General features: G+C 35.4%; 29 protein-coding genes. 13 read left to right on the top strand and 16 right to left on the bottom strand.

Going from position 1 to position 23,861, the window contains the following annotated elements; all coding sequences use genetic code 11:
- Positions 1–11: 11 nt before the first annotated feature.
- Entirely contained in the window at positions 12–1,562 is a 1,551-nt protein-coding gene (locus tag SUSAZ_04250; protein ID AHC51267.1) for an FAD-dependent oxidoreductase, read from the bottom strand.
- A gap of 2 nt (positions 1,563–1,564) precedes the next feature.
- Positions 1,565–1,720 (bottom strand): hypothetical protein, encoded by a 156-nt coding sequence (locus SUSAZ_04245; GenBank protein ID AHC52451.1) that lies wholly within the window; start codon positions 1,718–1,720, stop codon positions 1,565–1,567.
- Between the two features lie 39 nt (positions 1,721–1,759).
- Here SUSAZ_04245 and SUSAZ_04240 point away from each other — a divergent pair, with 39 nt between their 5' ends.
- Both SUSAZ_04240 and SUSAZ_04235 read left to right on the top strand, forming a co-directional pair.
- Positions 1,760–2,854 (top strand): nucleotide pyrophosphatase, encoded by a 1,095-nt coding sequence (locus SUSAZ_04240; GenBank protein ID AHC51266.1) that lies wholly within the window; start codon positions 1,760–1,762, stop codon positions 2,852–2,854.
- Positions 2,847–3,389 (top strand): phosphoribosyltransferase, encoded by a 543-nt coding sequence (locus tag SUSAZ_04235; protein AHC51265.1) that lies wholly within the window; start codon positions 2,847–2,849, stop codon positions 3,387–3,389. Before SUSAZ_04240 ends, SUSAZ_04235 begins: the two co-directional genes overlap by 8 nt.
- Here SUSAZ_04235 and SUSAZ_04230 read toward each other — a convergent pair.
- Positions 3,386–5,059, bottom strand: coding sequence for a methylmalonyl-CoA mutase (locus tag SUSAZ_04230; GenBank protein ID AHC51264.1), 1,674 nt, complete (start codon positions 5,057–5,059; stop codon positions 3,386–3,388). The two genes, SUSAZ_04235 and SUSAZ_04230, sit on opposite strands and share 4 nt — an antisense overlap.
- An 85-nt stretch (positions 5,060–5,144) precedes the next feature.
- Here SUSAZ_04230 and SUSAZ_04225 point away from each other — a divergent pair, with 85 nt between their 5' ends.
- Positions 5,145–5,570 (top strand): hypothetical protein, encoded by a 426-nt coding sequence (locus SUSAZ_04225; protein AHC51263.1) that lies wholly within the window; start codon positions 5,145–5,147, stop codon positions 5,568–5,570.
- A gap of 42 nt (positions 5,571–5,612) precedes the next feature.
- Positions 5,613–6,134: a heat shock protein Hsp20 gene (locus SUSAZ_04220; GenBank protein AHC51262.1), complete on the top strand. Its 522-nt coding sequence runs from the start codon at positions 5,613–5,615 to the stop codon at positions 6,132–6,134.
- Here the strand turns inward: SUSAZ_04220 and SUSAZ_04215 are convergent.
- Positions 6,121–6,621 carry a hypothetical protein gene (locus SUSAZ_04215; protein AHC51261.1) on the bottom strand — a complete coding sequence of 167 codons (501 nt, stop codon included), beginning with the start codon at positions 6,619–6,621 and terminating at the stop codon, positions 6,121–6,123. The two genes, SUSAZ_04220 and SUSAZ_04215, sit on opposite strands and share 14 nt — an antisense overlap.
- 52 nt (positions 6,622–6,673) lie before the next feature.
- Here SUSAZ_04215 and SUSAZ_04210 point away from each other — a divergent pair, with 52 nt between their 5' ends.
- On the top strand, positions 6,674–8,254 hold the full coding sequence (locus tag SUSAZ_04210; GenBank protein ID AHC51260.1) for an elongation factor 1-alpha: 1,581 nt from the start codon (positions 6,674–6,676) through the stop codon (positions 8,252–8,254).
- Positions 8,255–8,261: 7 nt separating this feature from the next.
- Here the strand turns inward: SUSAZ_04210 and SUSAZ_04205 are convergent, their stop codons facing one another.
- Complete coding sequence (locus SUSAZ_04205) at positions 8,262–8,696, bottom strand: carbon monoxide dehydrogenase (protein ID AHC51259.1); 435 nt, start codon at positions 8,694–8,696, stop codon at positions 8,262–8,264.
- A gap of 28 nt (positions 8,697–8,724) precedes the next feature.
- On the opposite strand from SUSAZ_04205, the gene SUSAZ_04200 reads away from it, so the two are divergent.
- Positions 8,725–9,288 (top strand): 4-diphosphocytidyl-2C-methyl-D-erythritol kinase, encoded by a 564-nt coding sequence (locus tag SUSAZ_04200; GenBank protein ID AHC51258.1) that lies wholly within the window; start codon positions 8,725–8,727, stop codon positions 9,286–9,288.
- Here the strand turns inward: SUSAZ_04200 and SUSAZ_04195 are convergent.
- The 7 genes from SUSAZ_04195 to SUSAZ_04165 all read right to left on the bottom strand — a co-directional run bounded on the left by SUSAZ_04195 (position 9,239) and on the right by SUSAZ_04165 (position 13,792).
- Complete coding sequence (locus tag SUSAZ_04195; GenBank protein ID AHC51257.1) at positions 9,239–9,745, bottom strand: carbon monoxide dehydrogenase; 507 nt, start codon at positions 9,743–9,745, stop codon at positions 9,239–9,241. The genes SUSAZ_04200 and SUSAZ_04195 overlap by 50 nt on opposite strands.
- Positions 9,742–10,584 (bottom strand): carbon monoxide dehydrogenase, encoded by an 843-nt coding sequence (locus SUSAZ_04190; GenBank protein AHC51256.1) that lies wholly within the window; start codon positions 10,582–10,584, stop codon positions 9,742–9,744. The genes SUSAZ_04195 and SUSAZ_04190 overlap by 4 nt, the downstream gene beginning before the upstream one ends.
- Positions 10,585–10,628: 44 nt before the next feature.
- On the bottom strand, positions 10,629–10,772 hold the full coding sequence (locus SUSAZ_04185) for a transcriptional regulator (GenBank protein ID AHC51255.1): 144 nt from the start codon (positions 10,770–10,772) through the stop codon (positions 10,629–10,631).
- 15 nt (positions 10,773–10,787) lie between these two features.
- Positions 10,788–11,504, bottom strand: coding sequence for a uroporphyrin-III C-methyltransferase (locus tag SUSAZ_04180; GenBank protein AHC51254.1), 717 nt, complete (start codon positions 11,502–11,504; stop codon positions 10,788–10,790).
- 144 nt (positions 11,505–11,648) lie between these two features.
- A complete protein-coding gene (locus SUSAZ_04175; protein ID AHC52450.1) occupies positions 11,649–12,170 on the bottom strand; it encodes a hypothetical protein in 522 nt (173 codons plus the stop codon).
- Positions 12,151–12,762 carry a hypothetical protein gene (locus SUSAZ_04170; protein AHC51253.1) on the bottom strand — a complete coding sequence of 204 codons (612 nt, stop codon included), beginning with the start codon at positions 12,760–12,762 and terminating at the stop codon, positions 12,151–12,153. The genes SUSAZ_04175 and SUSAZ_04170 overlap by 20 nt, the downstream gene beginning before the upstream one ends.
- Positions 12,763–12,787: 25 nt before the next feature.
- Complete coding sequence (locus SUSAZ_04165) at positions 12,788–13,792, bottom strand: alcohol dehydrogenase (protein ID AHC51252.1); 1,005 nt, start codon at positions 13,790–13,792, stop codon at positions 12,788–12,790.
- 351 nt (positions 13,793–14,143) lie between these two features.
- On the opposite strand from SUSAZ_04165, the gene SUSAZ_04160 reads away from it, so the two are divergent.
- From SUSAZ_04160 to SUSAZ_04140, 5 genes are read left to right on the top strand one after another with little or no spacing between them, the layout of a single operon-like run.
- Positions 14,144–15,331, top strand: a complete 1,188-nt coding sequence (locus SUSAZ_04160) for an amidase (GenBank protein ID AHC51251.1) — start codon at positions 14,144–14,146, stop codon at positions 15,329–15,331.
- Between the two features lie 22 nt (positions 15,332–15,353).
- The gene (locus tag SUSAZ_04155; protein AHC51250.1) at positions 15,354–15,965 is read left to right on the top strand and encodes a proteasome subunit beta; all 612 of its coding nucleotides are present in this window, start codon (positions 15,354–15,356) and stop codon (positions 15,963–15,965) included.
- Positions 15,966–15,995: 30 nt separating this feature from the next.
- A complete protein-coding gene (locus SUSAZ_04150) occupies positions 15,996–16,448 on the top strand; it encodes a hypothetical protein (GenBank protein AHC51249.1) in 453 nt (150 codons plus the stop codon).
- A gap of 3 nt (positions 16,449–16,451) precedes the next feature.
- Positions 16,452–17,429, top strand: a complete 978-nt coding sequence (rfc, locus tag SUSAZ_04145) for an ATPase AAA (GenBank protein AHC51248.1) — start codon at positions 16,452–16,454, stop codon at positions 17,427–17,429.
- The gene (locus tag SUSAZ_04140) at positions 17,430–18,743 is read left to right on the top strand and encodes a replication protein C (protein ID AHC51247.1); all 1,314 of its coding nucleotides are present in this window, start codon (positions 17,430–17,432) and stop codon (positions 18,741–18,743) included.
- On the opposite strand, the gene SUSAZ_04135 is transcribed toward SUSAZ_04140, so the two are convergent.
- From SUSAZ_04135 to SUSAZ_04120, 4 genes are read right to left on the bottom strand one after another with little or no spacing between them, the layout of a single operon-like run.
- Positions 18,727–19,173: a molybdenum cofactor biosynthesis protein MoaC gene (locus tag SUSAZ_04135; GenBank protein ID AHC51246.1), complete on the bottom strand. Its 447-nt coding sequence runs from the start codon at positions 19,171–19,173 to the stop codon at positions 18,727–18,729. The two genes, SUSAZ_04140 and SUSAZ_04135, sit on opposite strands and share 17 nt — an antisense overlap.
- On the bottom strand, positions 19,170–19,376 hold the full coding sequence (locus SUSAZ_04130; GenBank protein ID AHC51245.1) for a hypothetical protein: 207 nt from the start codon (positions 19,374–19,376) through the stop codon (positions 19,170–19,172). Before SUSAZ_04130 ends, SUSAZ_04135 begins: the two co-directional genes overlap by 4 nt.
- 32 nt (positions 19,377–19,408) lie before the next feature.
- Positions 19,409–20,665, bottom strand: a complete 1,257-nt coding sequence (locus SUSAZ_04125; protein AHC51244.1) for a cell division control protein Cdc6 — start codon at positions 20,663–20,665, stop codon at positions 19,409–19,411.
- Positions 20,666–20,689: 24 nt separating this feature from the next.
- Positions 20,690–21,199, bottom strand: coding sequence for an RNA methyltransferase (locus tag SUSAZ_04120; GenBank protein AHC51243.1), 510 nt, complete (start codon positions 21,197–21,199; stop codon positions 20,690–20,692).
- 49 nt (positions 21,200–21,248) lie between these two features.
- On the opposite strand from SUSAZ_04120, the gene SUSAZ_04115 reads away from it, so the two are divergent.
- Together SUSAZ_04115 and SUSAZ_04110 are read left to right on the top strand one after the other, a co-directional pair.
- Positions 21,249–21,800: a hypothetical protein gene (locus SUSAZ_04115; GenBank protein ID AHC51242.1), complete on the top strand. Its 552-nt coding sequence runs from the start codon at positions 21,249–21,251 to the stop codon at positions 21,798–21,800.
- The gene (locus SUSAZ_04110; protein AHC51241.1) at positions 21,778–23,844 is read left to right on the top strand and encodes a Minichromosome maintenance protein MCM; all 2,067 of its coding nucleotides are present in this window, start codon (positions 21,778–21,780) and stop codon (positions 23,842–23,844) included. Before SUSAZ_04115 ends, SUSAZ_04110 begins: the two co-directional genes overlap by 23 nt.
- The last annotated feature ends 17 nt before the right edge of the window (positions 23,845–23,861 follow it).

Below are 23,861 nucleotides of genomic sequence, written 5' to 3'. Positions count from 1 at the left end.
CGATATTTAAGTCATTGTAATACACCAATGTCCTTGAGAATCTGAACCGCAGAATTATATCCAGGAGCTCCGGTTACGCCACCACCTGGATGAGTACCAGAGCCACAAAGGTATAGGTTCTTTATTGGCGTCTTATACCTGGAGTAACCTATAGCAGGTCTAAAAACGTATAATTGATCAGGTGTCATATCTATATGAAATATATTGCCACCCATCATCCCAAATCTGGCTTCTATGTCCTTAGGTGTTAAAAACTCTAGTTCTATAGGCTTAAAGTTAGGTGCAAATTCTTTTAGAGTATCTAAGACATTCTGCAATAGTTCCTGTTTTTTACCTTCATCGTCATAGCCATAAACAATGTATTGCCCAAATATGTTAAAGACATATTTTCCAGAAGGAGCTAATGTTGGGTCTAAGGTTGAAGGAATGTTAAGGGATAGCCATGGTCTTTTGGAATAGCCCATAGATCTTGCATCAGTATATGCTTTTTCGATATAGTCAATGGACGGCATAATCAATTGAGACGCGACATGTATAGGTTTAAAATCCTTTCCAGATCCGTAATCTGGAAGCTCTTCTGTGTACCCGTTTATCTTGAACGAGACCCCCGTTGATTTTAGCGCCTTTATCTTACGCAGAAAATTTTCGTCCAATTCAGCATCCCTTAGTAGTTTAAGAAAAGTAGTTTTAGGATCTGCATTAGAGACTACAATCTTAGAATTAATAATTTTACCATCTTTCAGCTCAATGCCAGCTGCAACACCATCCTTAACAAGTATTTTATCGACCTGAGAGTTCATGTAAATTTCGACTCCATGATCTATTGCGTATTTTGCTATGGCTGTACTTATAGCTCCCATTCCTCCTTCAACATATCCCCATGCCCCCTTTACACCATTAACTTCCCCTATATTATGATGCAGAAGGACATATGCTGTTCCTGGGGTTGAAGGAGATGCAAAAGTACCTACAACAGCATCTTCGATAAGAGCAGCTTTCAACTCCTCACTTTCGAAAAACTCATCCAAGAAAGACTTTCCGTCTTGGAAAAACATCCTGGCTATTGTTAAGGCATCATTTTCGTTGATGTTAAATGACTTCACAAGTTTGAACAGATCTTCTATTTCTGTCATTTCAGGAGGTGGACTGAGCATTACAAGATCTATAATTTCACTCATATTGTCTAGGAGTTTAACGAACTTCTCATAATTTATAGAATCTTTCTTAGAAAATTTTTCTATTTCTTTCATTGTTCTCTTTAAGCTTAGCCATATTGTTATACTCTTTCCGTTTTCAAATGGTACAAATAAACCAGGATCTTTCAGATAGACTTTCAGTCCATATCGTTCTAACTCTAGATCTTTAATGATTTTCTTCCTTAATAAACTCAAAACGTAAGAACCAGTCGAGACCCTTATACCTGGCCATAGTTCTTCGGTAGCTGCAGCACCACCTATAATACTCCTTCTCTCAAGTACTGCTACTTTAAGACCATATTTAGCCAAATAGGAGGCGGTAACTAAGCCATTATGTCCTCCGCCTATGATTACAACGTCATACATTACTAAGTTTTTCTTAACCTAAATATTAAAGCTAAGACAGCTCCTAGTGCAGACAGACCGATACCGACATAAACTAGCATTGAAACTAAACTACTATAAGATTCCGGATTTCCGAAAGCTCCAGCCGTTGCTGCATATACAATTAGATCTAAAATCATACCATCTCTTCTTATTAACTTAAATAAAACTTTATTGGTATGGAATTTGTATATCCCGATTACTACTCAAATAGTGTTTATAATTTAGCCTGTGCGATTGCTGATTTTTTAGGAGTAAATAGGGAATGCAAAGGCAAGAAACTAGAGATAAGTGGTAGGAGGATTGCTTTAACACTCCTGGATGGTCTTGGCTACACAATGCTAAGTAATGCAGGCTTCACTGTAGATAGAACTATAACAACAGTTTTTCCTTCTACTACAGCTACTACTTTAACCACCTTATTTACTGCTCAATTACCAGCTGAACATGGTATATTAGGTTATACTACTTATTCGAAAAGACTTGGAGGAATAATCAACACTCTCAAGTACACTTACCCTTTAGTGGACACTAGAGACATTATTTCAGAGGAAGGTATTCAATATGAGAATGCGTTTCCAAATGTAAGAAATTATCTAAAAGAAGTTAAGGACAAAAAGACAGCAGAAGTGACTCCCAAGGGATTAGAAAATACACAGTTTACTAAGTTAACACACGGTAGGACAAACATCACAAAGACTTATATAAATTATTGGGATGCTTTCACAGAAGCTTCAAATGTCCTTCAGATGAAAGAGTATGATTTCGTATATGTCTACATTCCTGATGTCGATAGTTTGGCACACAAACATGGTCCAAATCACCCAGTTGTAAAAGAATGTATACGAGATCTTTACAACAGTCTAATGAAACTGGCTGAGAGATTCAAGGATTACACTTTTGTGGTTACAGCAGATCACGGACATGTTGAGGTTAATGAACATATTGCCCTCAACCATGATTCAGACTTATTAAAACTTCTAGATGTTGTTCCTTATGGAGACTCTAGGGCTGTATTCTTACACAGTAGATATGACGTAAAGACATATATAAAAACAAAATATCCCAACCTCGAAGTGTTTGGTAGAAATGAGTTTGAAAAATTAATAGGTGGTAATACCTCTTATGCAGACTATATAGCCGTTCCTACAGACTCCAATGCGTATGTATATTTATTTAAGGAAGAGGGAAACGAATACAATAAACTTAAAGGTCATCACGGAGGCTTATCAGTTAATGAGATGAAAGTACCTTTGGTGATCTGGAATGGTTGAATACTATGTGCCGAGTTGGAATGAGATAGAAGAAGGCGTACTAACGATAGCAGAAAAAATGTTAGACGATAATTTTGTTCCTGATATGATAGTGAGTATTTTAACTGGAGGCGTGATACCAGCAAAACTCATATCAGATGCTTTGGGGATAAAGAATCTGAAGTACGTAGATATTAGGTTTTATAAGGGAGTAAAGGATAGGGAGAACAAACCTATAGTAAGAGCTATTTATGTGAACGACGTAGAGGCTAAGAAGGTGTTGGTAATAGACGACGTATCAGACACTGGAGAAACATTAGATTTTGCAGGTAATATTATTGCAATGTTTAATCCATCAGTTGTAAGAACTGCCACATTGTTTGTTAAACCTTGGTCCAGAAAATATCCAGATTATTACTACAAGATAATTGATAAATGGATTATATTCCCATGGGATAAGTGGGAGATAGTTAGAGAAAATAATGAAGTTGAAGTTGAGAAAAAAGAGAGATTTTTGGAAATATTGAAGAAATTAAAGGTGCAAAAACAAGATTAAAATAAGGAAGGTTCTTTATATTCTCCCCATAATTCTCTCAAAACTGAGCTCACTTCTCCTACAGTAGCTCCTGACTTTATTGCATCGAGAATATAAGGAAATATATTTACTTTCTCCTTATCTGCAGCATTTCTTAATCTTGAAAGGGAACCCTCAACCTTAGAGTTATCTCTCTCCTTTTTGTATTTTGCAAGCCTTTGCAATATCCTATCCCTAACCAGCGGATTAACCTTAAAAACCTCTGTTGTGCCTATCCAGTCAGGCTCATAATACATGTTTACGCCCACTCTCACTAAATCATTTTGTTCTAATCTCTTTTGAATTCTATACGAACTCTCTGCAATCTGTGCCTGTGGATATCCTACCTCTATTGCTTTCATCATTCCGCCCATTCTTTCAACGTCATAAAGAATTTTCCAAGCATGTTCCTCAATCTCGTCAGTCAACCACTCAACATAATATGAACCTGCAATTGGGTCTATTGTATCAGTAGCTCCACTTTCATGGGCAATAACCTGTTGAACCCTGATGGCTATTTTAGCTGCTTTCTCAGTAGGTAAACCTAATGCTTCATCATAAGAATTTACATGAAGACTTTGAGTACCGCCTAATATTGCAGCTAAAGCTTGTAACGTAGTTCTTATGATATTTATTTCAGGTTGTTGGGCAGTAAGTTCAGCCCCACCAGTTTGGGTATGAAACCTAAGCATCATCGACTCAGGCTTTTTAGCATTGAACATTTCTTTCATAATCTTTGCCCACATTCTTCTCGCCGCTCTAAATTTTGCTATTTCCTCGAATATGTTGGTGTAAGCTGCGAAGAAGAAGGATAATTTGGGTGCAAAATCGTCAACTGATATACCTCTCTCAATAGTTTTCCTAACATACTCGATGCCGTCAGCTAGGGTAAAAGCCACCTCTAAGATTGCATCAGCTCCAGCCTCTCGTATGTGATAACCACTAATGCTAATTGGATGCCAATTTGGAATGTTTTTAGACGAATATTCAATTAGATCAACTGCATATTTTATTCCAAATTCTGGTGGATAAATGTAATTTTTTCTAGCTATATACTCTTTTAATATATCATTTTGCACAGTACCATCTAACTCTGAGGTAGATATACCACGTGACTCAGCAGTGGCGATGTACATGGAAAGTAATTCAATGGCTGTAGCGTTTATAGTCATCGATGTGGTCACTTTCTGAATTGGTATATCTGACATTACCAAATCCATTTCCTTCCAATGAAAAAGAGATACACCAACAACTCCCACTTCGGTAAAAGCTAACTTGTGATCAGGGTCAAGACCTAATTGAGTTGGCAAGTCAAATGCCATGCTTAATCCTGTTTGACCAGCTTCTAGAAGTTTTCTGAACCTATAATTAGTATCTTCAGCAGAACCGTATCCGGCATATTGCCGTATAGTCCACAGTCTTCCCCTATACATGTTAGGATATATACCGCGAGTATATGGATACTCTCCTGGAAAGCCTAATTTACTTAAATAGTCTCCCTTTTGATCTAAAGGGGTGTAAAGTCTTTTAACTAATATACCAGATGGTGTGAGAAAATTGCTCTTCCTTTCTGGCCTTTTACTAATCCATGGCTTAAGGATCTTCTCTTCCCATTCCCTTGATTTCTCCAAAATCTTATCATCAGTGTCCATTGTCATCTGATATATATTTGCTTAAACAGTTTAAAATCCTTTCTTTTTAATCAAACTTATAAACTAAATGGAAAAAATATACTTAATGATAACAGATACAATAGACCATATCGGTATAGCAGTGGAAAATTTAGATAATGCAGTAGATCTCTATACAAATAAACTGGGATTTAGAGTTGTTCACAGAGAAACACTACCAGACAGGGGTATAAAAGTAGTCTTTCTAGCTGGAAGTAGTGGAGAGACGACTGTAGAGTTAATTGAACCAATAAATCATGATGACGAGACTAATACAGTTGTTAAGTTTTTAAAAAACAGAGGTCCTGGACTTCATCATTTAGCCATAAAAGTAAGCGACATAAGGCAGTCTCTAAGCGAATTAAATATCCTTGGTATTCAGTTAGTGGATAAGACACCAAGAATAGGTGCTAGAGGACATTTGGTTGCCTTTGTTCATCCTAAAAGTACAATTGGGGTTTTAATAGAATTAGTTCAAGTTAAAGATAGTTGATTTTTTATTTTTGAATGCAAAAATCTTACCGGTGACCAACTAATGTCAAGAAGATATAGAGATCCATTTGACCTTTTTGATGAACTAATAAAAGAAATCGAGGAAGAATTCGAGAGATTTGAAAGAGAATTTGAAAGGTATGGAACTGAAGAAGGAGGAAAGAGATTTGGACCTTATATTTACGGATTTAGAGTAACTGTAGGTCCTGATGGAAAACCAATAATAGAGCAATTCGGAAATGTGAAGTCCTATAAGGGAAAACCACTTATAAGCGAGGAAAGGGAACCGTTAATTGACGTTATAGAGAGAGGCGAGGAAGTTAGAGTTATAGCCGAGCTACCAGGAGTTGATAAGAACAATATAAAGATAAAAATAATAGAAGGAGGAAAGAAACTGATCATACAAGCCAGTGGGGAAGATAGAAAATACTACAAAGAGATAGATTTACCTACCGAAGTGGATGATAAAAGTGCAAAAGCCTCGTACAATAATGGGGTACTTCAAGTAGTACTCAAGAAACTTAAAGGTAAAGAGGAGAAGGGTACAGAAATTAAAGTTGAATGACATTAGCTTTTTTAGATTCCACATAACTTAGTCCGCTCTGATCTTCTATGATTAAAGTGAAAGGAAGCTCACCTTTTTTAGCCTTTTCAATATCCTGACAACCATTATTTTCACATAATTCCCCCATATTGTCAAGTAATATTTCAAGTAATCCTTCCACTGTAGTTATTACACCTTGATATGCTTCTTTAGAAAGAGCCTCTACTCCCAGTTCAGGAATTATTACATTTGCATAAGGTGAACGGTATAGAATAGACCTTAAATCTTCTTCAGTTTCTACCTTTAATATAATCTTAATAGGCTTACCGTCCTCAAATGGTTTCACATCTCTAATTCTATATCCACAACTCTCGCACTCAAAGATCATGAGCAATAATACTCCAGCCCTTGGAGCTTCATATGAGTATTGTCTTATCCACATTGAGTTATTGGAACATACAGGGCATATGTGCTTGCCTTCGTATAATAGTTTAAGATCTGAAGTCACATGTAAAAATATAACGGTCAAGAAAAAATAATTATTTGGAAATAGTGGTGAAATGAAATATCCTAAGGAGAGTGAAACTGGAAAGATAGAATACAAACTGTTGATAATAAATGATGATGAAACAAGACTACAGAGTCTAGCAACTCAAATGAAATATAGATTAGAGGAAGGTGGGGGAGAGGCATTCTACATAATAGGTGTAGGAGATAATGGAGAGATTATAGGTATCGAAAAGGATCAGTTAGACAAAAGTATAGTCACAATAGAGAAAATAGCATCTACAATAAACGCTAAGATTGTTCATAAGAGGATAGTTGAAGTAAAAAGCAGGAAATTCATTGCGGAACTATTAATAAGGATATTTAAAGAAAGAATGCCAGTTCAAGTTAACATAGCTGTAATGGGACATGTAAATGCAGGTAAGAGCACACTCACAGGTGCATTAATCCTAGGAAAACTGGATGACGGAAATGGTACCCTAAGAGCTTTAATAGCACGTCATATGCATGAAATTCTCTCTGGGCGAACCTCTTCAGTAACACTAAGATTGTTAGGTCTCGATAGTAATGGTAATATAATAAATTGGACCTTGAGGGATCCTTTAGATGAGGCTGAGATAACTCTCAAAAGTTCCAAAATAATAAGGCTTATAGATCTAGGGGGGCACGAAAGATATTTGAGAACTACATTAAAAGGACTTTTAGGATATGAGGTTGATTATGTTATGCTCGTTGTAGGTGCTGATGACGGACTATCTGCAATGGGAAAAGAACATCTGGCAGTAGCTTCGATTTTAAAATTTCCAATATTTATAGTAGTCACGAAGGTTGATAAATATAGCAAAGAGAAGACTAATGGAATAGTAAATGATATCAAAAGTATCCTAAAGATACCTGGAATAAACAGATTAGTAATAGAGGTAGAGAATGAAGAGGACTTATTAAATTCTATACTAGCAATGAAAACTAAAAGAGTAGTACCTATATTTAAAGTTTCTAACGTAACAGGAGAAGGACTTGACCTACTTATGAAGTTCTTAAACATGTTGCCACCCAAAAAGATCGATAAGAGGGATGAAAATGAAGAGCCACTTGTATATATAGATGAAATATATAACGTATCTGGAGTAGGTACAGTAGTATTGGGATCTGTTGTAAGAGGAATGATTGCCACAAATAGAAATTATTACATAGGTCCAACAAGGCTAGGAGACTTTAAGGAAGTTAAAGTCAAGAGTATTCAGGTGAACAAAATATTCGTGGACAACGTATCTTCTGGAACGATAGCAACATTCGCTATACAGGGACTGGATAAGGATATACTTAGAAAAGGCATGGTTCTCACTAATCATAATAGTAAAGTAAGATCTTCAAGGAAGTTTAAGGCTAAAGTTATGGTGTTACATCATCCCACGACCATAAAAGAGGGTTATGTTGCAACTCTGCATTTATACACAATACGACAAGCGATTAGATTTGAAAATATCTCTACCAAATACTTAAGGAGTGGTGATGCTGCAGAAGTTACTTTATCCTTCTTATACAGACCAGAATATATAGAAAAAGACCAAATATTTGTATTTAGAGAGGGTAGAACTAGAGGACTTGGGATAGTAATTGATTTACTTGATTAAAGATTTTTTAATTTGCTGCCTTCAGTTTTATACACTCAAAAAGCTCATTAAGGAGCTTATTTAATGCTGAATCCATTAGCCTAGCTCCTATTGATGCTAGTACTCCACTAACTTTTACATCAGCAGAGTACTTTAGCCTTACAGGAGACTCTAAAAGCTGGACTAATGCAGTAATATCTAGGTTACTATTAAGTCCAGTACCTTTTGCAAGTAAATTCAGGCTCTTCGAATTCTGATCTATGTTTGATAGTTGTACATTAGCCTTATACTCACCCTTAATAAAACCTATACCGGCTGTCCCTACTACTGCATAGGTATTTTCGCCAGTCTTTGTAATGCTTTTTAGACCAGGAAAGCAAGATGCTACTTTCTCTACGTCTGTAATAAAACTCCATAACTTATCTGATGGGAATGGAACTTGAAGTTCGCCTTCAAACTTCATAAGAATGATATACTAAGTACTAGTATATATGAAAATCGGTGCTATCATCCTAGCCGCAGGAGAGGGGAAGAGATTCGGAGGAAATAAATTATTAGCAACAATCGATAATACTCCAATAATAATAAAGACAATTGATTCGGTAAAGTTTCTCGATAGAGTAATTATAGTGGGTAAGTATTACAAGGAACTACTAGATGTGTTATCAAATGAAATTGTGATTTATAACCCTAATTGGAGAGAGGGAATATCGTCATCAATTAAGCTCGGTGTGAGATTCTTTTTCGATTTCGACGGAGTTTTAGTACTATTGGGTGACATGCCACTGATTACAGAAAATACAGTTAAAAAGATAGTATCAGAGTTCAAGGAAAACTGCTATGCCGTAATTCCTGTTCATAAAGGAACTAGAGGGAATCCAGTTCTACTTAGTAGGGTGCTTTATGAGAAAATAATGAATTTAAAGGGAGATGTCGGAGCTCGCATGATTTTAGGAGAGTTAAAAAAGGAGAATATATGCGAGGTTGAGTGTGGAAGAGAAGTGCTTATAGACGTTGATACGCCTGCTGATTTAACCTTGCTGCAGCATCCTTAATTGCTTTTATGATGTTTTGATAACCCGTGCATCTGCATAAATTACCAGATATACCTTCTCTTATTTCTTCTTCCGAAGGATTAGGTTTCTCCTTAAGTAACCAGTAAGATTCCATTATCATTCCAGGGGTACAATAACCACATTGTAGAGCATGGTTTTCCCAGAAGGCTTCTTGTATTGGATGAAGCTTACCATCTTTACTTAGACCTTCTACAGTAGTTATTTCGCTTCCATTTGCTTCTATTCCAAGAACTGTACATGATTTTACTGATCTACCATTCATTATTACAGTACAGGCACCGCAATTAGACGTGTCACATCCAACATGAACACTAGTATATCCCAATTCTCTTAGGACATGAACTAGTAATCTCCTTGGTTCTACCTCTACTTCATGGGTTTCTCCATTTATCCTTAAAGTTATTTTAGCTTTTTGATCTTTATCAACTATGATCATATCTTACCACCTAATGCATTTATAATTGCTCTCTTTGTCATAACTTTAACCATCTTCTTTTTATATTCAGCTGATCCTCTTATGTCTGAGCTCGGGTTTGCACGCTCCACTGCCCTACTAGAGGCTTTCTCAATTAACTCTTGAGATAGCCTCTTACCAATAAGCTCATCTTCAGCTTCTTTAGCTCTTACAGCTACATTGTTTACAGCAGTTAGGCCTATTCTAACATCGTCAACAACATCTCCACTTAACTTCAGTAGAACTGCTACGCCCACTATGGCAAAATCCCCAGCCCTTCTCTCTAACTTCTCATAAGAATACTTGTAATTTCTTAGATCAGGCAATTGTATTTCTACAACCAATTCTCCAGGATTCAAATCTGGCGTAAACATATCTTTTGCAAAATCCTTAAAACTCACAGTCCTCTCTCCCTTCTTACTTTTAATTTTAACCTCTGCATCTGCTGCAATTAATGAGGCTGGATAATCAGCTGCAGGGTCAAGGTGAGATATACTCCCCCCTATTGTTCCCATATTTCTTACCTGTGGATCTGCTATCTTAGTTGCTGCCTGACTAAGTAAAGGAACGCCGGCTTTAGAAATATCATAGTGGGTTGTAAGTGCACCTATTCTGTACTTACCACCTTCAAATTTAACATAATTTAGCTCCTTAAAACGTCGGATTTCCACTAAATAGGACGGACGAATTATCCTTAATTTCAATGCCGGTATAAGACTATGACCTCCTGCTAATGGTCGAGCGTCTTCATGATCCTCTAGAAAGTCAAATGTTTCGTCAATATTTTCTGGAATTACATAACCTATTTTAGGCGGATACATAGATTTGAATACCCTTAGTGACTTAAATACTTTACGTGAAATTGTTAATGCTGAATATATTTTTCTGGCCTTTTCTTAAATTCAGCCATACATAAGGGGCTACAAAAATAGTACGTCTTTCCCTTGTAACTTAATTTATATTTAGTATCTTCATTAACTTCCATCCCACACACTGGATCATTTTGCATAATTAAATTTCGATTTCAACATTTTTGAAGTTTATTTCTCAACAAAACTACATCTCCTATAACTATAATTGCGGGAGCTTTGACTTCATTTTGCTTAACAATATTTATCAGATCTTCCAGTTTTCCTAAAAAGGTTCGTTGATCTTTCAGTGTTCCCTTTTCAATAACTGCCACAGGTTCATCTTTATTTCTGACCGACAACAGTATTCCGTATAGCTCCTCTATCACATGTATACCCATCAATATAACTAAAGTTCCCTTTTTTGGAATATAATCAGAAGTAATGAGCTCGCCGTTAGATCTGGTAGCGGTTATAATACTCACGGATGGTGAAGCTAATCTAGATGTTACTGGAATTTTTGCAGTCTCTGGAACTGCAATTGCACTAGTAACTCCAGGAATTATTTCACATTCTATCCCGTTCTCCACTACATATATACATTCCTCTTCTCCGCGACCAAAAATTGTAGGATCTCCTCCCTTCAACCTAACCACGGTTTTACCTTCTTTGGCTTTCTCGACAAGGAGACGATTTATCTTTTCCTGTAAGTATGCGTCTCCTATTTCTTTACCAACATATATTAACTCACACTTCAAACCAGTCAGTATCGATTCAGGAACTAACCTATCATATAGCACAACATCTGCACTTTTCAGTATGTTTAATGCCTTTATAGTTATGAGCTCTGGGTCTCCAGGACCAGCACCAACTATATACACTCTCCCATTCATAGGATTTCACTATAGTATGTTCACTATTTTAATTCAATCAATTTTAGTGTAAAGTATTGAATGTATACTAAAAAATGTTATAAGGACACACCATAGTGAAATCTTTTCGTGTGAACAAAATTTTTTGAAGATTTTGAATTTTTATCATTTTTCACTTAAGCTATATAAAATCTTAGTTATCTCACCTACAATTCTGTCCTCATCTTTAGATCGTGACTCAGCGTAAATTAAATCGTCCATAACTACTAGAAATCCGTTCGTGAGTTCAGAATATCTATAACCTTTACATCTTTCACATGTTCCCTTAAGAATTAGTTTTTCCTCCATATTTATGAGGCTATATTTCAGAATTTCGTTCTTTTTTACCTTACTTGAACCTGAGAATATAGTAGCTCTCCTTGCAAGTTCATACATCGAGATTTTTAGTATATCCTCCGTACTCACACCCTTATCTCTTAGAGCCTTAGGAAGAAGAAAATCAGCCTGTACTTGTTGCTTGATCTCTTTAATATTTTTCCTGATCTTATCAACATCGCCCCTTAGAGAACTTAGGCACTCCTTAGCCATATCTTCAGCTTCTTTTGAGTCTCCGACCCATAGGTCAATTAGTATTTTATAGATATTATTACAATCCATCATTACCACCTTAAGGTATAATAAATACAAAGGAATTAGTTAATTCCCCCTTGTCTAACGTAACTATAGATATTAGTCCGAAGCTATCCGGATATCTGACAGTTTCTATGTTTATGAGACTTCTTCTTATTTTATCTATGATTTGATAACTCTTAGGATTCATTGATGATCTTATATTGATAAATAGAAGTCCAGAATCACTTCCAACTTCTTTAGCCAATTTCTCCTCCCTAGACAGGTCAACGACGGCATCAGCTATTATCCCTAGATATTTTACTGTTCTGAAAGGAATTATATTACGTAACTTAACACTATATATCGTATGGAGTGTAGTGTATGTTATGGCTTCACTAATTGATATAGAAATATCTCCAGACAAATATTTAGCTCCTTTTAGCATTTGCATATAGTGATAAATATTTTCCAGCAATCCCTCTACCATTTTGCTTTGTAAGAAAGAAGAAAGTGGAATTATCTTTTCATCTAAATTCACTTTTGATGGTTGTGAGTGTAATATGCTTTCATAAATATATCCAGCAATTTCATTAAATTGATCAATCTCGTCTTCTGAATGAGGTAGTAAATCAGAGGGTATCTTTAATACATTAAACTTAATCTCCACATAGAAAAATATTAACTTCAAGAATTTATGGTTTCAGCAGAACTTTACCTATCTTATTACGATCTTTAATCATCCTATAGCCTTCATCAATATTCTCTAAGTTCACATAACCTGCTACCACTGCACTTATGTTTCCTCCTTCAGTAAGTTTAAGGGTCTGTTCAGCATCGTATTTAGTAGCTGATGCATGTCCTACTAATAAAATATCCTTTAAAATCAAATAACCTAACCTTAAACTATATATCTGAGAAGGATCTACATTGCCAATTTGAACAAGTTTACCTCCCATTCTCAGCGATCTAAGACTCTCCTCGATAGTAGGCGTCCCAACAGTGTCTATTACTAAACTTATATCTCCGATCTTTCTTGCCTCATCTGAAAACTTACTTCCCACTATTACGCGATCTGCATATTTTCTAATTACTTTAGCTTTATCTTCAGAGGTAGTAACACCTATTGTTCTTGCCCCTAATGCTTTTGCGACCTGTATTGCGTGAATACCAACACCTCCACTTGCTCCTGTAACTAAAGCGTATTCATTCTTATTGATTCCTCCAGCTCTCCTTATACCCCTATATATCATGCCAGTGACACATGGAACAATCACCGCTGCATCATCACTCACAGATTGTGGAACCTTCACAATACTTGTAACCTTAACTTTAGCTCTTTCAGCAAAAAAGCCATCCAGCTCCTCTGAATAGCCTAGTCTTCTTTTGCAGTAAGCCTCCTCGCCTACTTTACAATATTCACAACTTCCGTCTGGTGCATAAAGTAGGGAAATCACTCGATCTCCTATCTTAAAGTCACTAACGTTATCCCCTACTTCCTCTATTTCTCCTACAACCTCATGTCCTAAAACTACCGGATATTTCATTCTGGGATAATAACCCTGGAGTTGTAACAAATCTCTATAGCATAGTCCAGCTCTAACTACTCTTATAACAACTTCATCACTGTTTGGTTTAGGATCTTTAACCTGTTGCAATGAGTAATTTTGTTTGGGAGCAGGAACCACTATAGCTTTCATTTTATTCAATATATATTAATACTCATAAATAAAAATTTATCACTCGAAATGAAACATTAGATTAGCTCAAAATACATATGAATAAAATTTATGCAAGATATAGTTATAAAGTTTAAATCAATCAATTATAAATATAATAAGTTGAGCTACAATAAAGTTCTTAAAGAGTTTTTAAAATTCTACTTGATTATAGTCAATAGGAATATTCTCATATATATACAATCTTACTAGATAATAGTCAGTTTAAAGTATTAACTTTAATATATTTTATGAGCATAACAAATAATAAGATGAGTTTAGAAGAGTTAGTAGCGGAAAAGAAAGTTAAACCACTCTTTTGTGTGAATAAGGATGTCATTAGAAGAATTAAATTCGAGGTACAATATATTCACCAGACTGGTGAATATAAAAAAGAGGGATAAAGGTAGACTTTCAAATCTGAAATTTTCGATTAAAGATATTATAGACATTAAAGGCGTACCAACAACTGCAGGATCTAGAATCCTTAATAACTATATACCTGACAGTAATGCGTATGTAGTGGAAAAGATACTTGAAGAGGGCGGAGAAATTATCGGAAAGACAAATACGCATGAGTTTGCAATGGGCGCAACTAATACGTCATCAATTTTTGGTCCTGTGAAGAATCCCTATGATGTTGAAAGGATCTCAGGGGGCTCTAGTGGTGGTGCAGCTGTTTCAGTAGCATTAGGTTTAGTTGACGTGGGTGTAGGTACAGATACCGGTGGTTCTGTAAGAATACCAGCAGCACTATGTGGTGTTATAGGATTTAAACCTAGCATAGGATTGATCCCAACAGATGGAATCATTCCTTTCAGTTGGAGTATAGATACAGTTGGGTTTCTAGTTAAGGATATGCAAACTTTAAACAGAGTCCTTGAAGTGACATTAACTGATAAAACTGTTTTAGTGTCACAGATTAGGAGAAAACCCAGAGTAGGTCTATTTTTATTTGGTGATGACGAGGTATCTAGGGTTCTGAAACCTATAGTTGACACACTCAATAATTATTTCGATATTAAAGAAATTCACAATGAAATTCTTGAGAAATATTCAGGTGATGTAAGAAGGAAGATAGTTTTACCTGAAGCATATAGCTACCATAAGAAGTGGTTCAACGAGAGGAAAGATGATTATTTCCCAGATGTTAGAAGATTGCTTGAAAATGGATCTAAAATATTGGGATATGAGTACGTTGATGCATTGAGATTAAGACACGTGTTAATTAGAGAGTATATGAAAATATTTAGTGATGTCGATGTTCTAATATCACCTACTACAAAAGTTGTAGCGCCTAAAATTTCCGAAGTTATAGGTAATGAGCTAACATTTAGGGAAAAATTAGTGTCCAACACCGAGATATTTAATGTAACAGGAGCACCCTCAATTTCTATTCCAGTTACACAGTTAAACGGACTACCGGTGGGTCTAATGGTGAGCGGAGAGTTATATCAGGATGGGACTGTATTAGATATAGCTAAAAGGATATTAGATATTGTTGGATTTATTAGTAAGTAAAATACATGTATCTTGATTTCTAATGAATCTTCAAAATAAAATTCTGAAGGGAACAACGACTGTAGGGATTAAGGTCAAGGATGGAGTAGTATTAGCTGCTGATAGAAGAGCCAGCGCAGGTTATTATGTTGCTCATAAGTATGTTAGAAAGGTCTTATACGTCACTGATAATATAGGGATTACGACTGCAGGTAGCGTTGCTGATTTACAATTTATATATGAAGCTTTAAAATATATATATCATCGTAATTCTATAACTGGCGAAGGTCCCATAACTGTTAAAGGCATAGCCACATGGCTAGCTAATGTACTTTCTTCATCTAAATACTTCCCATATCTAGTCCAAATACTAATAGGTGGAGTAGATGATCAGCCACAACTCTACAATTTAGATTACCTGGGGGATATCACTGAGGAGGAGTATACTGCAACAGGTTCAGGATCACCGGAAGCTCTTGGAGTACTTGAGGATAACTATAAGCCAGAAATGTCACTAGATGATGCTGCAGAATTAGCTAAAAGAGCTATATTCTCCTCTATAAAGAGAGACTCTTTTACAGGCACAGGAGTGATAGTCACTAAAATTACCAAGAATGGGCATGAAGAAAAAGAGTATTATATCACTAAGAGATAGGTTTTTTATTGAGCCTTACATCTTTTTCTTGTGAACGTAAGATCTAACTCCTTTAAAAATGAAGACTATATACCGGATAAATATACATGTGATGGTTCTGATATTTCTCCTGAACTTGAATGGGATCAAATTCCAAATGTAAAATCATATGCAATAATTGTTGAGGACCCTGATGCACCTGGAGGTACTTTTATACACTGGGTTATTTATAATATAAAGCAGAACAAACTAGAGGAAAATGTGAAGAAGATAGAGAAAGCTGGGGTAGGCATTCAAGGTGTAAATGATTTTGGAAGGGTTGGTTATAATGGACCGTGCCCACCTAGAAGTCACCAGGCTCATAGATACTTCTTTTATGTATATGCCTTGAGCTCAGAGTTACCAGTAAAATCTGGCGTTACCGCAGAGGAGCTCAAGAGAATGATGGAAGGATATATGATTGACAAAGGATTCATTATGGGTAAGTATAAAAGAAAGGGTTGAAAAATGGAAGAAGAGATATTATGGGCAGAAAAATATAGACCTAAATCATTAGACGAAATAGTTAATCAAAAGGAAATAGTAGAAAGATTAAAGAAGTTTGTTAAAGAAAAGAATATGCCACATTTGCTTTTTGCAGGTCCCCCTGGTACAGGAAAGACAACTGCAGCATTGGCACTAGTTAGAGATCTTTATGGGAACAGTTATAGACAGTACTTTTTGGAGCTTAATGCAAGCGATGAAAGAGGTATTGATGTTATACGAAATAAGGTAAAAGAATTTGCCAGAACAGTCGCATCAAATAATGTGCCCTTTAAAGTTATATTACTCGATGAGGCTGATAATATGACAGCTGACGCTCAGCAAGCTCTAAGAAGAACCATGGAGTTATATACGGAGACGACGAGATTCATATTAGCATGTAATTATTTGAGTAAAATCATTGAACCAATACAATCAAGAACTGCATTATTCAGATTTTATCCTCTAAAGAAGGAAGACGTAGTCAATAGATTAATTCAGATTGCAAAGAATGAAAAGATCGAGTTTGATCCAAAAGGAATCGAAACAATTTTTGATATAACACAAGGTGATATGAGAAAAGCTATAAATGTAATTCAAGCAGCTTCAGCTTACGGAAAGATCACCGTAGAAACTGTTTATAAAGTTCTGGGTTTGGCCCAACCCAAAGAGATAAGAGAAATGCTACATTTAGCCCTTAGTGGTAAGTTTTTACAAGCTAGAGATAAGTTGCGAGAACTACTCATAAATTACGGATTATCTGGAGAGGATATAATCAAACAAGTACATAAAGAACTCACGGGAAATGAGATAAGTATACCAGATGACCTAAAGGTAGTATTGGTTGATTATGCAGGAGAGGTAGAATTCAGAATTATGGAAGGAGCAGACGATGAGATACAGTTATCGGCTTTTTTAGCGAAATTAGCGTTACATGCAGAAAAATATTCTGGAGGGAAGTAATTGCCATTACAATGGTTCCTGAAGTATAGACCAAAAAGTCTACAAGAGGTTGAAAACCAAGATGAAGTCAAAGAAGAACTTAAAAAATGGATAGAAAGTTGGCTTAATGGAGAGCCAACAGCTAAAGCTGTACTATTATATGGTCCACCAGGTGTAGGTAAAACAACTCTAGCTGAAGCATTAGCTAGAAACTATAAGTTAGAATTATTAGAGATGAATGCTAGTGATTCAAGAAATTTAAGGGACATAAAGGATGTTGCTGAAAGGGCATCTATTTCAGGCTCTTTATTTGGAATTAAGGGGAAAATAATATTACTAGATGAAATAGACGGAATTTATTCAAGGGCTGATGCTGGTGCTATACCTGCAATCTTAGAGTTAATAGAAAAAACAAAATATCCAGTAATTCTCACTGCTAATGATCCATGGGATCCGTCTCTAAGAAGCTTAAGAAACGCAGTGAAAATGATAGAGTTAAAAAGATTAGGAAAATATCCGTTGAGGAGATTATTAAAGAGGATATGTGAGAAGGAGAAAATAGTTTGCATTGATGAGGCATTAGACCATATTATAGAGCAAAGTGAAGGTGATGCACGATATTGTATAAATATGCTTCAGGGTATAGCGGAGGGATATGGGAAGGTCACATTAGATAACGTAAAAGAACTAGTAAGGAGAAAGGATAGGGAATTAGATCCCTTCGAAACCCTTAGAGACGTATTTTGGGCTAAGTATTATTGGCAGGCGAAAAATGCAGTCACAAATAGTCAGGTTGATTATGAGTTGTTAATGAGATGGTTTGATGAGAATATCCCATTACAATACACGTCCATGGAAGATGTTTGGAGAGCTTACGAGGCTCTATCTAGAGCTTCTGTTTTTCTGACAAGAGCTAAACAAGTAGGATGGGATTTATTATCATATATGTTTGATTTGATGGGACCAGGTATTGCATTTGCGTCACTAGAGAAAAAGAAACCAGGTTATAAGGCAAGATGGGTAAAGTATCAGTTTCCACAATATATTCAAGCCTTAGCTAGGACTAAAGAAAAACGTGATAGTATCGAGACCCTTCTTAAAAAAATAGGTGAAAAAACTCATACCTCAAAAAGAAAGGTATTAAATGACACTTTACCATTCCTTGCGTCTTATTATACTAGGCATGCAGAAGCAGTAGAAAATTATCTCCAACTAACCGAAGGGGAGAAAGAAATTTTAAACGTTTTTACACAGGGTAATAAGCCAACTAGTGAAGAAAAGGAACAAAAAAGTAAAAAATACTATCCTAAGAGATCTTCTAGTCGTAAGACTTAATTTTACTAACAACTCTAATTTTACTGATCTCTGTCAATGGATATTGTCCTTTTTCATCTTTTTCGTACTTCTTTACCATATCCCAAATAGTCAAAAGGGCTATACTAGTAGCAGTCAGAGCCTCCATTTCGACTCCAGTTCTGTAATGAGCTCTTATTGTCGAGACTACTTTTAACCCATCATTTTGAATCTCGATTTCTACATTGATATATTCTAAGGGAATTGGATGACACATTGGTAATAACTCATGAGTCTTCTTTGCAGCTAAAATTCCAGCAACTTTCGCTGTAGCGATCACATCTCCTTTTTCTATTTCTCTCTTTGTTATTTTTTCTATGGTATCTTTCTTAAGTTTTATAAATCCTTCAGCTATTGCTTCTCTTAGCACTATATCTTTTCCTGAAATATCAATCATTCGAATTTCAGTCATATACTCTCAAGTTCATCAAACAGGTTTTTTAGTATTATTACTTTAGGGTTAGAATAATTGATTCTTATTAGTTTAGTCTTATCTCCCTCATAGATCTCTATTATATTTTTCCTCTCTAGCGTCTCTAAAGCTTTTTCTAGCTTTTTGTAATTAACATGAGACTCTCTAGCCAGTCTGGTTATATTTATCTCTCCTTCTCTCAAGAGAATTCTAAGTACTTTTAAAATAACGGAGTTTATGAGATCCTCGATTGTTCTAACCTCTTTCTAATTTCTGTATTTATTAAGTCTTTAAATTCCATAGAAATAGGTATAGGTAAAGATACTAGCGTTGTTCTTCCTCTCATCCCTCTACCACTTTGCCTTGTGTTTATAAGACCCATTAGCTTCATCCGCCTAACGTATTCAAATATTTGAGTATGTCTCCTAGGCTCTTCACCAAAATTCTTACTTAATTCAACATATCTTTGTTCTATTTTACCTATTGGAAAGAAGTCTATCCCTTCTTGATCATGTAATAATACGAGAGCCTTTAGAAATATTAGTTGATGAAGATCAAGTTCTTTAATACTATCAATTAATGCACTTAATTCAGGGTTAATTTTTGAGTTAGCTTTCTTCGCATGTTCTAACGTAACGATTGGTGAATTCTCGCTATCTGCAATTTTTCCTGCAAGTTCAAGAGTTTCTATTGATATTCTTGCATTTCCACTACCCCCTTTATCAAATCCATGAACTTCAGCTATAAACCTCAATACCTCTTCCGATACAGAATTCTCCTTAAATGCCTTCTCGTTATAGACTCTATCTGCAAGAATATCATATAGTTCTGCTGATTTATAAGGTGGAAAATCTATAATGTTCTTGATTATATGATCTTTAATACTCTTATCTAAACCTGAAAGACTAGTTATTTCCCTAACAATGAAAATATAATGTAGTCTCTTAGTAGTGACATTTAGCTCGTCGTAAACTCTTACTAAGAAATATATATCTTCCAGTGGTGCTGTACTTACAAAATAGTCAAATTCGTCAAGAGTAATAACAAGATGAATGTTCCTTTTCTCTAAATAATCATATATTATTCTAAATGTTTCCTGTGAAGATAAACCTCTATTAGGCAATTGTAACCGTAGCCCTTGAGAAATCTCTTGTAAAATAAGGTATAAGGTTCGCTGTCTATGACAATTCACATGAACGTATTCTAACCTTAAATTTCTCTCATGAGCTATTTCTCTGAGTTTTAATCCGAACTTCTTTGTTGTTACAGATTTGCCTGTTCCTGTTCTTCCTATTATTACCAATCTTATGGACGAACTTCCAGGATTCAATATAAGATCTCTAAAGGAAACTGTCATCTCTTTAATCTGATTTTCCCTATGAGGAAGATTTGAAGGTATATATTCTGGATTTAAAATTTTAGTATTGTTAAATACTGTGTCACCTCCTAATAGATCTTCAATGAGATTCTTTATGTCATCCAAAACTTTCACCTAATCCTATTTTTAGATGTAATACTATATATTTTGACCCAGAGACTTGACCGAAACTTTCTCTCCACCCTTTTTTAACAACGAGATGTAAGACTTGTCCCTTACCACATTCACAAAAACTATTAACTCAGGTGATTTGAAATCAACCTTAGTAATTCCCTTAAGACCTATACCTATACCTATTTCAATTTCTCTGCAATTAACCTTTACTCCCCTTGAGTAACATTGAACATAAAAAGTATTCTTTAGCACATTTTTACACAGATCAACAGATTTCCTAATCACTTCAGCCTCAGAAATGCTATCTATAATGCCATGTATAGGAAATATTTTAGCAACACATGATGGAGGTCCGGATATTAATAATCCATAAGCTTCCATTGGATTTAAATTAGAATATAGAATAATCACGTTCTTCACTATCTCGACAGCTGTAGCGTTCATATCCTTTATCAGGATCCTGTTAAGTATTTCTATCAAGCAGATGTTGTCTTTGTTCTTTTTAGCAGTTAGGAGAAGTGTTGGTCTTTCCATGAGTAATGTCGTATTTATACTTTTACCTTAAAAGCTTATATAAACAGTCATGTCGATATCCCTTAAAATTAAGGCTCTTACCATTTTGAATAAAACGTCCAAAAGGAAGGTTATGGTTTTAGAAGATTGGGGACCATTTGATAACGGGACAAAAGAATCTATCCTGAATAAAGGTACTGAAGATGAAATAGAATTGTGGCTAGCCAACATCCTGCAAGATAGAGGGATAGTTAAAATGATAGATATGGTGACAATAGATGAACTGGGTAAAATACTGTTCCAGGAAAAGCAGACTGCAAGTGTTCCTGCATCTTTAATTAAGCTTCCCAAAGATTTTTACTTTAAAGTCAGAACTCTATTTAATGAGCTTAAAAAGAAGAATGATGTTGCAACATATGAAAATATAAAGAAAGCTTACCAAATGTTAAGTGAAATAATGTCCATTAGAATAAGAAAAATTATACAGTTAGCTTATCTTAACGTAGAAGATGAAAATCTAATGGACAGAATGACTACTGAGGAAATACTATTATACAAAAACATAAAATATGCTATAGAAAAAGGTCCAGGTGATATTGTTGGAAACCCCTTCTCAGCTTGATTATGGTGAATTATTTCTAGAGTTTATATCAACTTTTCATGATGATAAAGGAAGATTAGTGTATCAAAATCTTATAAATGAGATGATAGCTTATAGAAAGAAAAGCATTTACGTTGACTTCTCTGATTTATATTCATTCAACCAGAAATTTGCGACCAAACTTATAGATTCGCCTAAAGAAATCATTCCATTAATCGAAAAGAAACTTTATGATTATGTCACTGAGAGAGATCCATCATACCAAGATGAAATACGAGAATTACATGTAAGAATATTAAATGTACCTAGAGTTGTAGAACTTAGAAAACTGAGAACTAACTATGCCGGAAGGCTAATTTCCGTTGAAGGAATATTGGTAAAAGCAACTCCTCCTAAAGAAAGATTAAGAAAGGCCATATTTCAACATATGAACCCTGATTGTATGCATGAGTTTGTATGGCCTCCAGAAGGAGATATGGGGGAGGTCATTGAAGCACCATCTGTATGTCCTGCATGTAACAAACCTGGACAATTCAAATTCATAGAGGATAAGTCAGAGTTTATCGATTGGCAAAAAGCTGTAATACAAGAGAGACCTGAAGAAATTCCTCCAGGTCAGCTTCCTCGTCAAGTGGAGATTGTATTTGAAGATGATCTAGTTGATATCTCGAGACCAGGAGATAGAGTTAAGGTAGTCGGAATTTTGGAGATAAAGAAAGATACGTACATAAGAAGAGGCAGTAAAGCAATATTTGATATTTATTTAAAGGTTAATAGTATTGAGATATCTCAAAAAGTACTTGATGAGGTAAATATATCTGAGGAGGATGAGAAAAAAATCAGGGAACTTTCAAAAGATTCCTTCATAAGAGAAAAAATAATTTCCTCAATAGCACCGTCGATTTATGGACACTGGGAAATTAAAGAAGCAATAGCGTTATCCTTGTTCGGAGGCTCTCCTAAACTACTACCTGATGGAACACGAGTTAGAGGAGATATTCACATCCTCATAATAGGCGATCCAGGAACAGCAAAATCACAAATGTTACAATTTGCAGCCAGAGTTGCACCAAGAGCAGTGTATACAACAGGAAAAGGTTCTACTGCAGCAGGACTCACTGCAACTGTAACTAGAGATAAAAATAGTGGTGATTATTACCTAGAAGCAGGAGCATTAGTATTAGCCGATGGTGGAATTGCAGTAATAGATGAGATTGATAAGATGAGAGAGGAGGATAGAGTTGCAATTCATGAGGCAATGGAACAGCAGACTGTATCTATTGCAAAAGCTGGAATAGTCGCAAAACTAAACGCTAGGGCTACTGTCATAGCTGCGGGAAATCCCAAGCTAGGCAGATACATCGCAGAGAGGACACTTATTGAGAACATCAACCTACCACCTACGATATTATCGCGTTTTGACTTGATATTCATACTGGTAGATAAACCAGGAAAAGAAGATGAATTACTCGCCTCACATATTTTGAATGTTCATGCATCTAAAAACATTGTCCAGCAAAATACTGTAGATACCGAATTACTTAAGAAATATATTGCTTACTCAAGAAAAAATGTGAGCCCAAAACTTGGGGATGAAGCCAAAAAATTGCTTCTAGATTTCTTCGTAGAAATGAGAAAAAAAAGTTCAGAGAGTCCAGATTCGCCAATAATTATTACACCAAGACAGCTAGAGGCATTAATAAGAATATCAGAAGCATATGCAAGAATGGCTCTAAAAGAGGAAGTTTCAAGAGAAGATGCAGAAAGGGCAATAAATATAATGAGAATATTTCTAGAGAGAGTAGGAATAGATGTGGAATCAGGTAAAATAGATATTGATACAATAATGACAGGTAAACCGAAGAGTGCCAGAGAAAAAATGTCAAAGATATTGGAGATAATAGATACCATAACCTCTTCTGAGGGATGTGTAAAAATCAAGGATCTTGCAAAAGAGGCTGAAAACGCTGGTATAGAAAAATCCTCTTTTGATAAACTTATAAGCGATATGAGAAAACAAGGTCTCATATATGAATCTAGACCCGATTGCTATAGGAAAGTATAGAAATTATCTAAGTAGCT

Origin of the sequence: Sulfolobus acidocaldarius SUSAZ (assembly GCA_000508305.1) — an archaeon.
Taxonomy (GTDB): domain Archaea; phylum Thermoproteota; class Thermoprotei_A; order Sulfolobales; family Sulfolobaceae; genus Sulfolobus; species Sulfolobus acidocaldarius_A.
This window is presented reverse-complemented; position numbering and strand designations above follow the sequence as displayed.

Coding starts and splice junctions, on each gene's coding strand:
- SUSAZ_04160 (AHC51251.1), top strand. CDS start 14,144: ATGTCATTAGAAGAATTAAATTCGAGGTACAATATATTCACCAGACTG.
- SUSAZ_04245 (AHC52451.1), bottom strand. CDS start 1,720: ATGATTTTAGATCTAATTGTATATGCAGCAACGGCTGGAGCTTTCGGA.
- SUSAZ_04180 (AHC51254.1), bottom strand. CDS start 11,504: ATGAATGGGAGAGTGTATATAGTTGGTGCTGGTCCTGGAGACCCAGAG.
- SUSAZ_04210 (AHC51260.1), top strand. CDS start 6,674: ATGAAATATCCTAAGGAGAGTGAAACTGGAAAGATAGAATACAAACTG.
- SUSAZ_04120 (AHC51243.1), bottom strand. CDS start 21,199: ATGGAAAGACCAACACTTCTCCTAACTGCTAAAAAGAACAAAGACAAC.
- rfc (AHC51248.1), top strand. CDS start 16,452: ATGGAAGAAGAGATATTATGGGCAGAAAAATATAGACCTAAATCATTA.
- SUSAZ_04230 (AHC51264.1), bottom strand. CDS start 5,059: ATGGACACTGATGATAAGATTTTGGAGAAATCAAGGGAATGGGAAGAG.
- SUSAZ_04190 (AHC51256.1), bottom strand. CDS start 10,584: ATGTATCCGCCTAAAATAGGTTATGTAATTCCAGAAAATATTGACGAA.
- SUSAZ_04235 (AHC51265.1), top strand. CDS start 2,847: ATGGTTGAATACTATGTGCCGAGTTGGAATGAGATAGAAGAAGGCGTA.
- SUSAZ_04165 (AHC51252.1), bottom strand. CDS start 13,792: ATGAAAGCTATAGTGGTTCCTGCTCCCAAACAAAATTACTCATTGCAA.
- SUSAZ_04225 (AHC51263.1), top strand. CDS start 5,145: ATGATAACAGATACAATAGACCATATCGGTATAGCAGTGGAAAATTTA.
- SUSAZ_04195 (AHC51257.1), bottom strand. CDS start 9,745: ATGATCATAGTTGATAAAGATCAAAAAGCTAAAATAACTTTAAGGATA.
- SUSAZ_04205 (AHC51259.1), bottom strand. CDS start 8,696: ATGAAGTTTGAAGGCGAACTTCAAGTTCCATTCCCATCAGATAAGTTA.
- SUSAZ_04185 (AHC51255.1), bottom strand. CDS start 10,772: ATGCAAAATGATCCAGTGTGTGGGATGGAAGTTAATGAAGATACTAAA.
- SUSAZ_04240 (AHC51266.1), top strand. CDS start 1,760: ATGGAATTTGTATATCCCGATTACTACTCAAATAGTGTTTATAATTTA.
- SUSAZ_04155 (AHC51250.1), top strand. CDS start 15,354: ATGAATCTTCAAAATAAAATTCTGAAGGGAACAACGACTGTAGGGATT.
- SUSAZ_04200 (AHC51258.1), top strand. CDS start 8,725: ATGAAAATCGGTGCTATCATCCTAGCCGCAGGAGAGGGGAAGAGATTC.
- SUSAZ_04115 (AHC51242.1), top strand. CDS start 21,249: ATGTCGATATCCCTTAAAATTAAGGCTCTTACCATTTTGAATAAAACG.
- SUSAZ_04220 (AHC51262.1), top strand. CDS start 5,613: ATGTCAAGAAGATATAGAGATCCATTTGACCTTTTTGATGAACTAATA.
- SUSAZ_04250 (AHC51267.1), bottom strand. CDS start 1,562: ATGTATGACGTTGTAATCATAGGCGGAGGACATAATGGCTTAGTTACC.
- SUSAZ_04135 (AHC51246.1), bottom strand. CDS start 19,173: ATGACTGAAATTCGAATGATTGATATTTCAGGAAAAGATATAGTGCTA.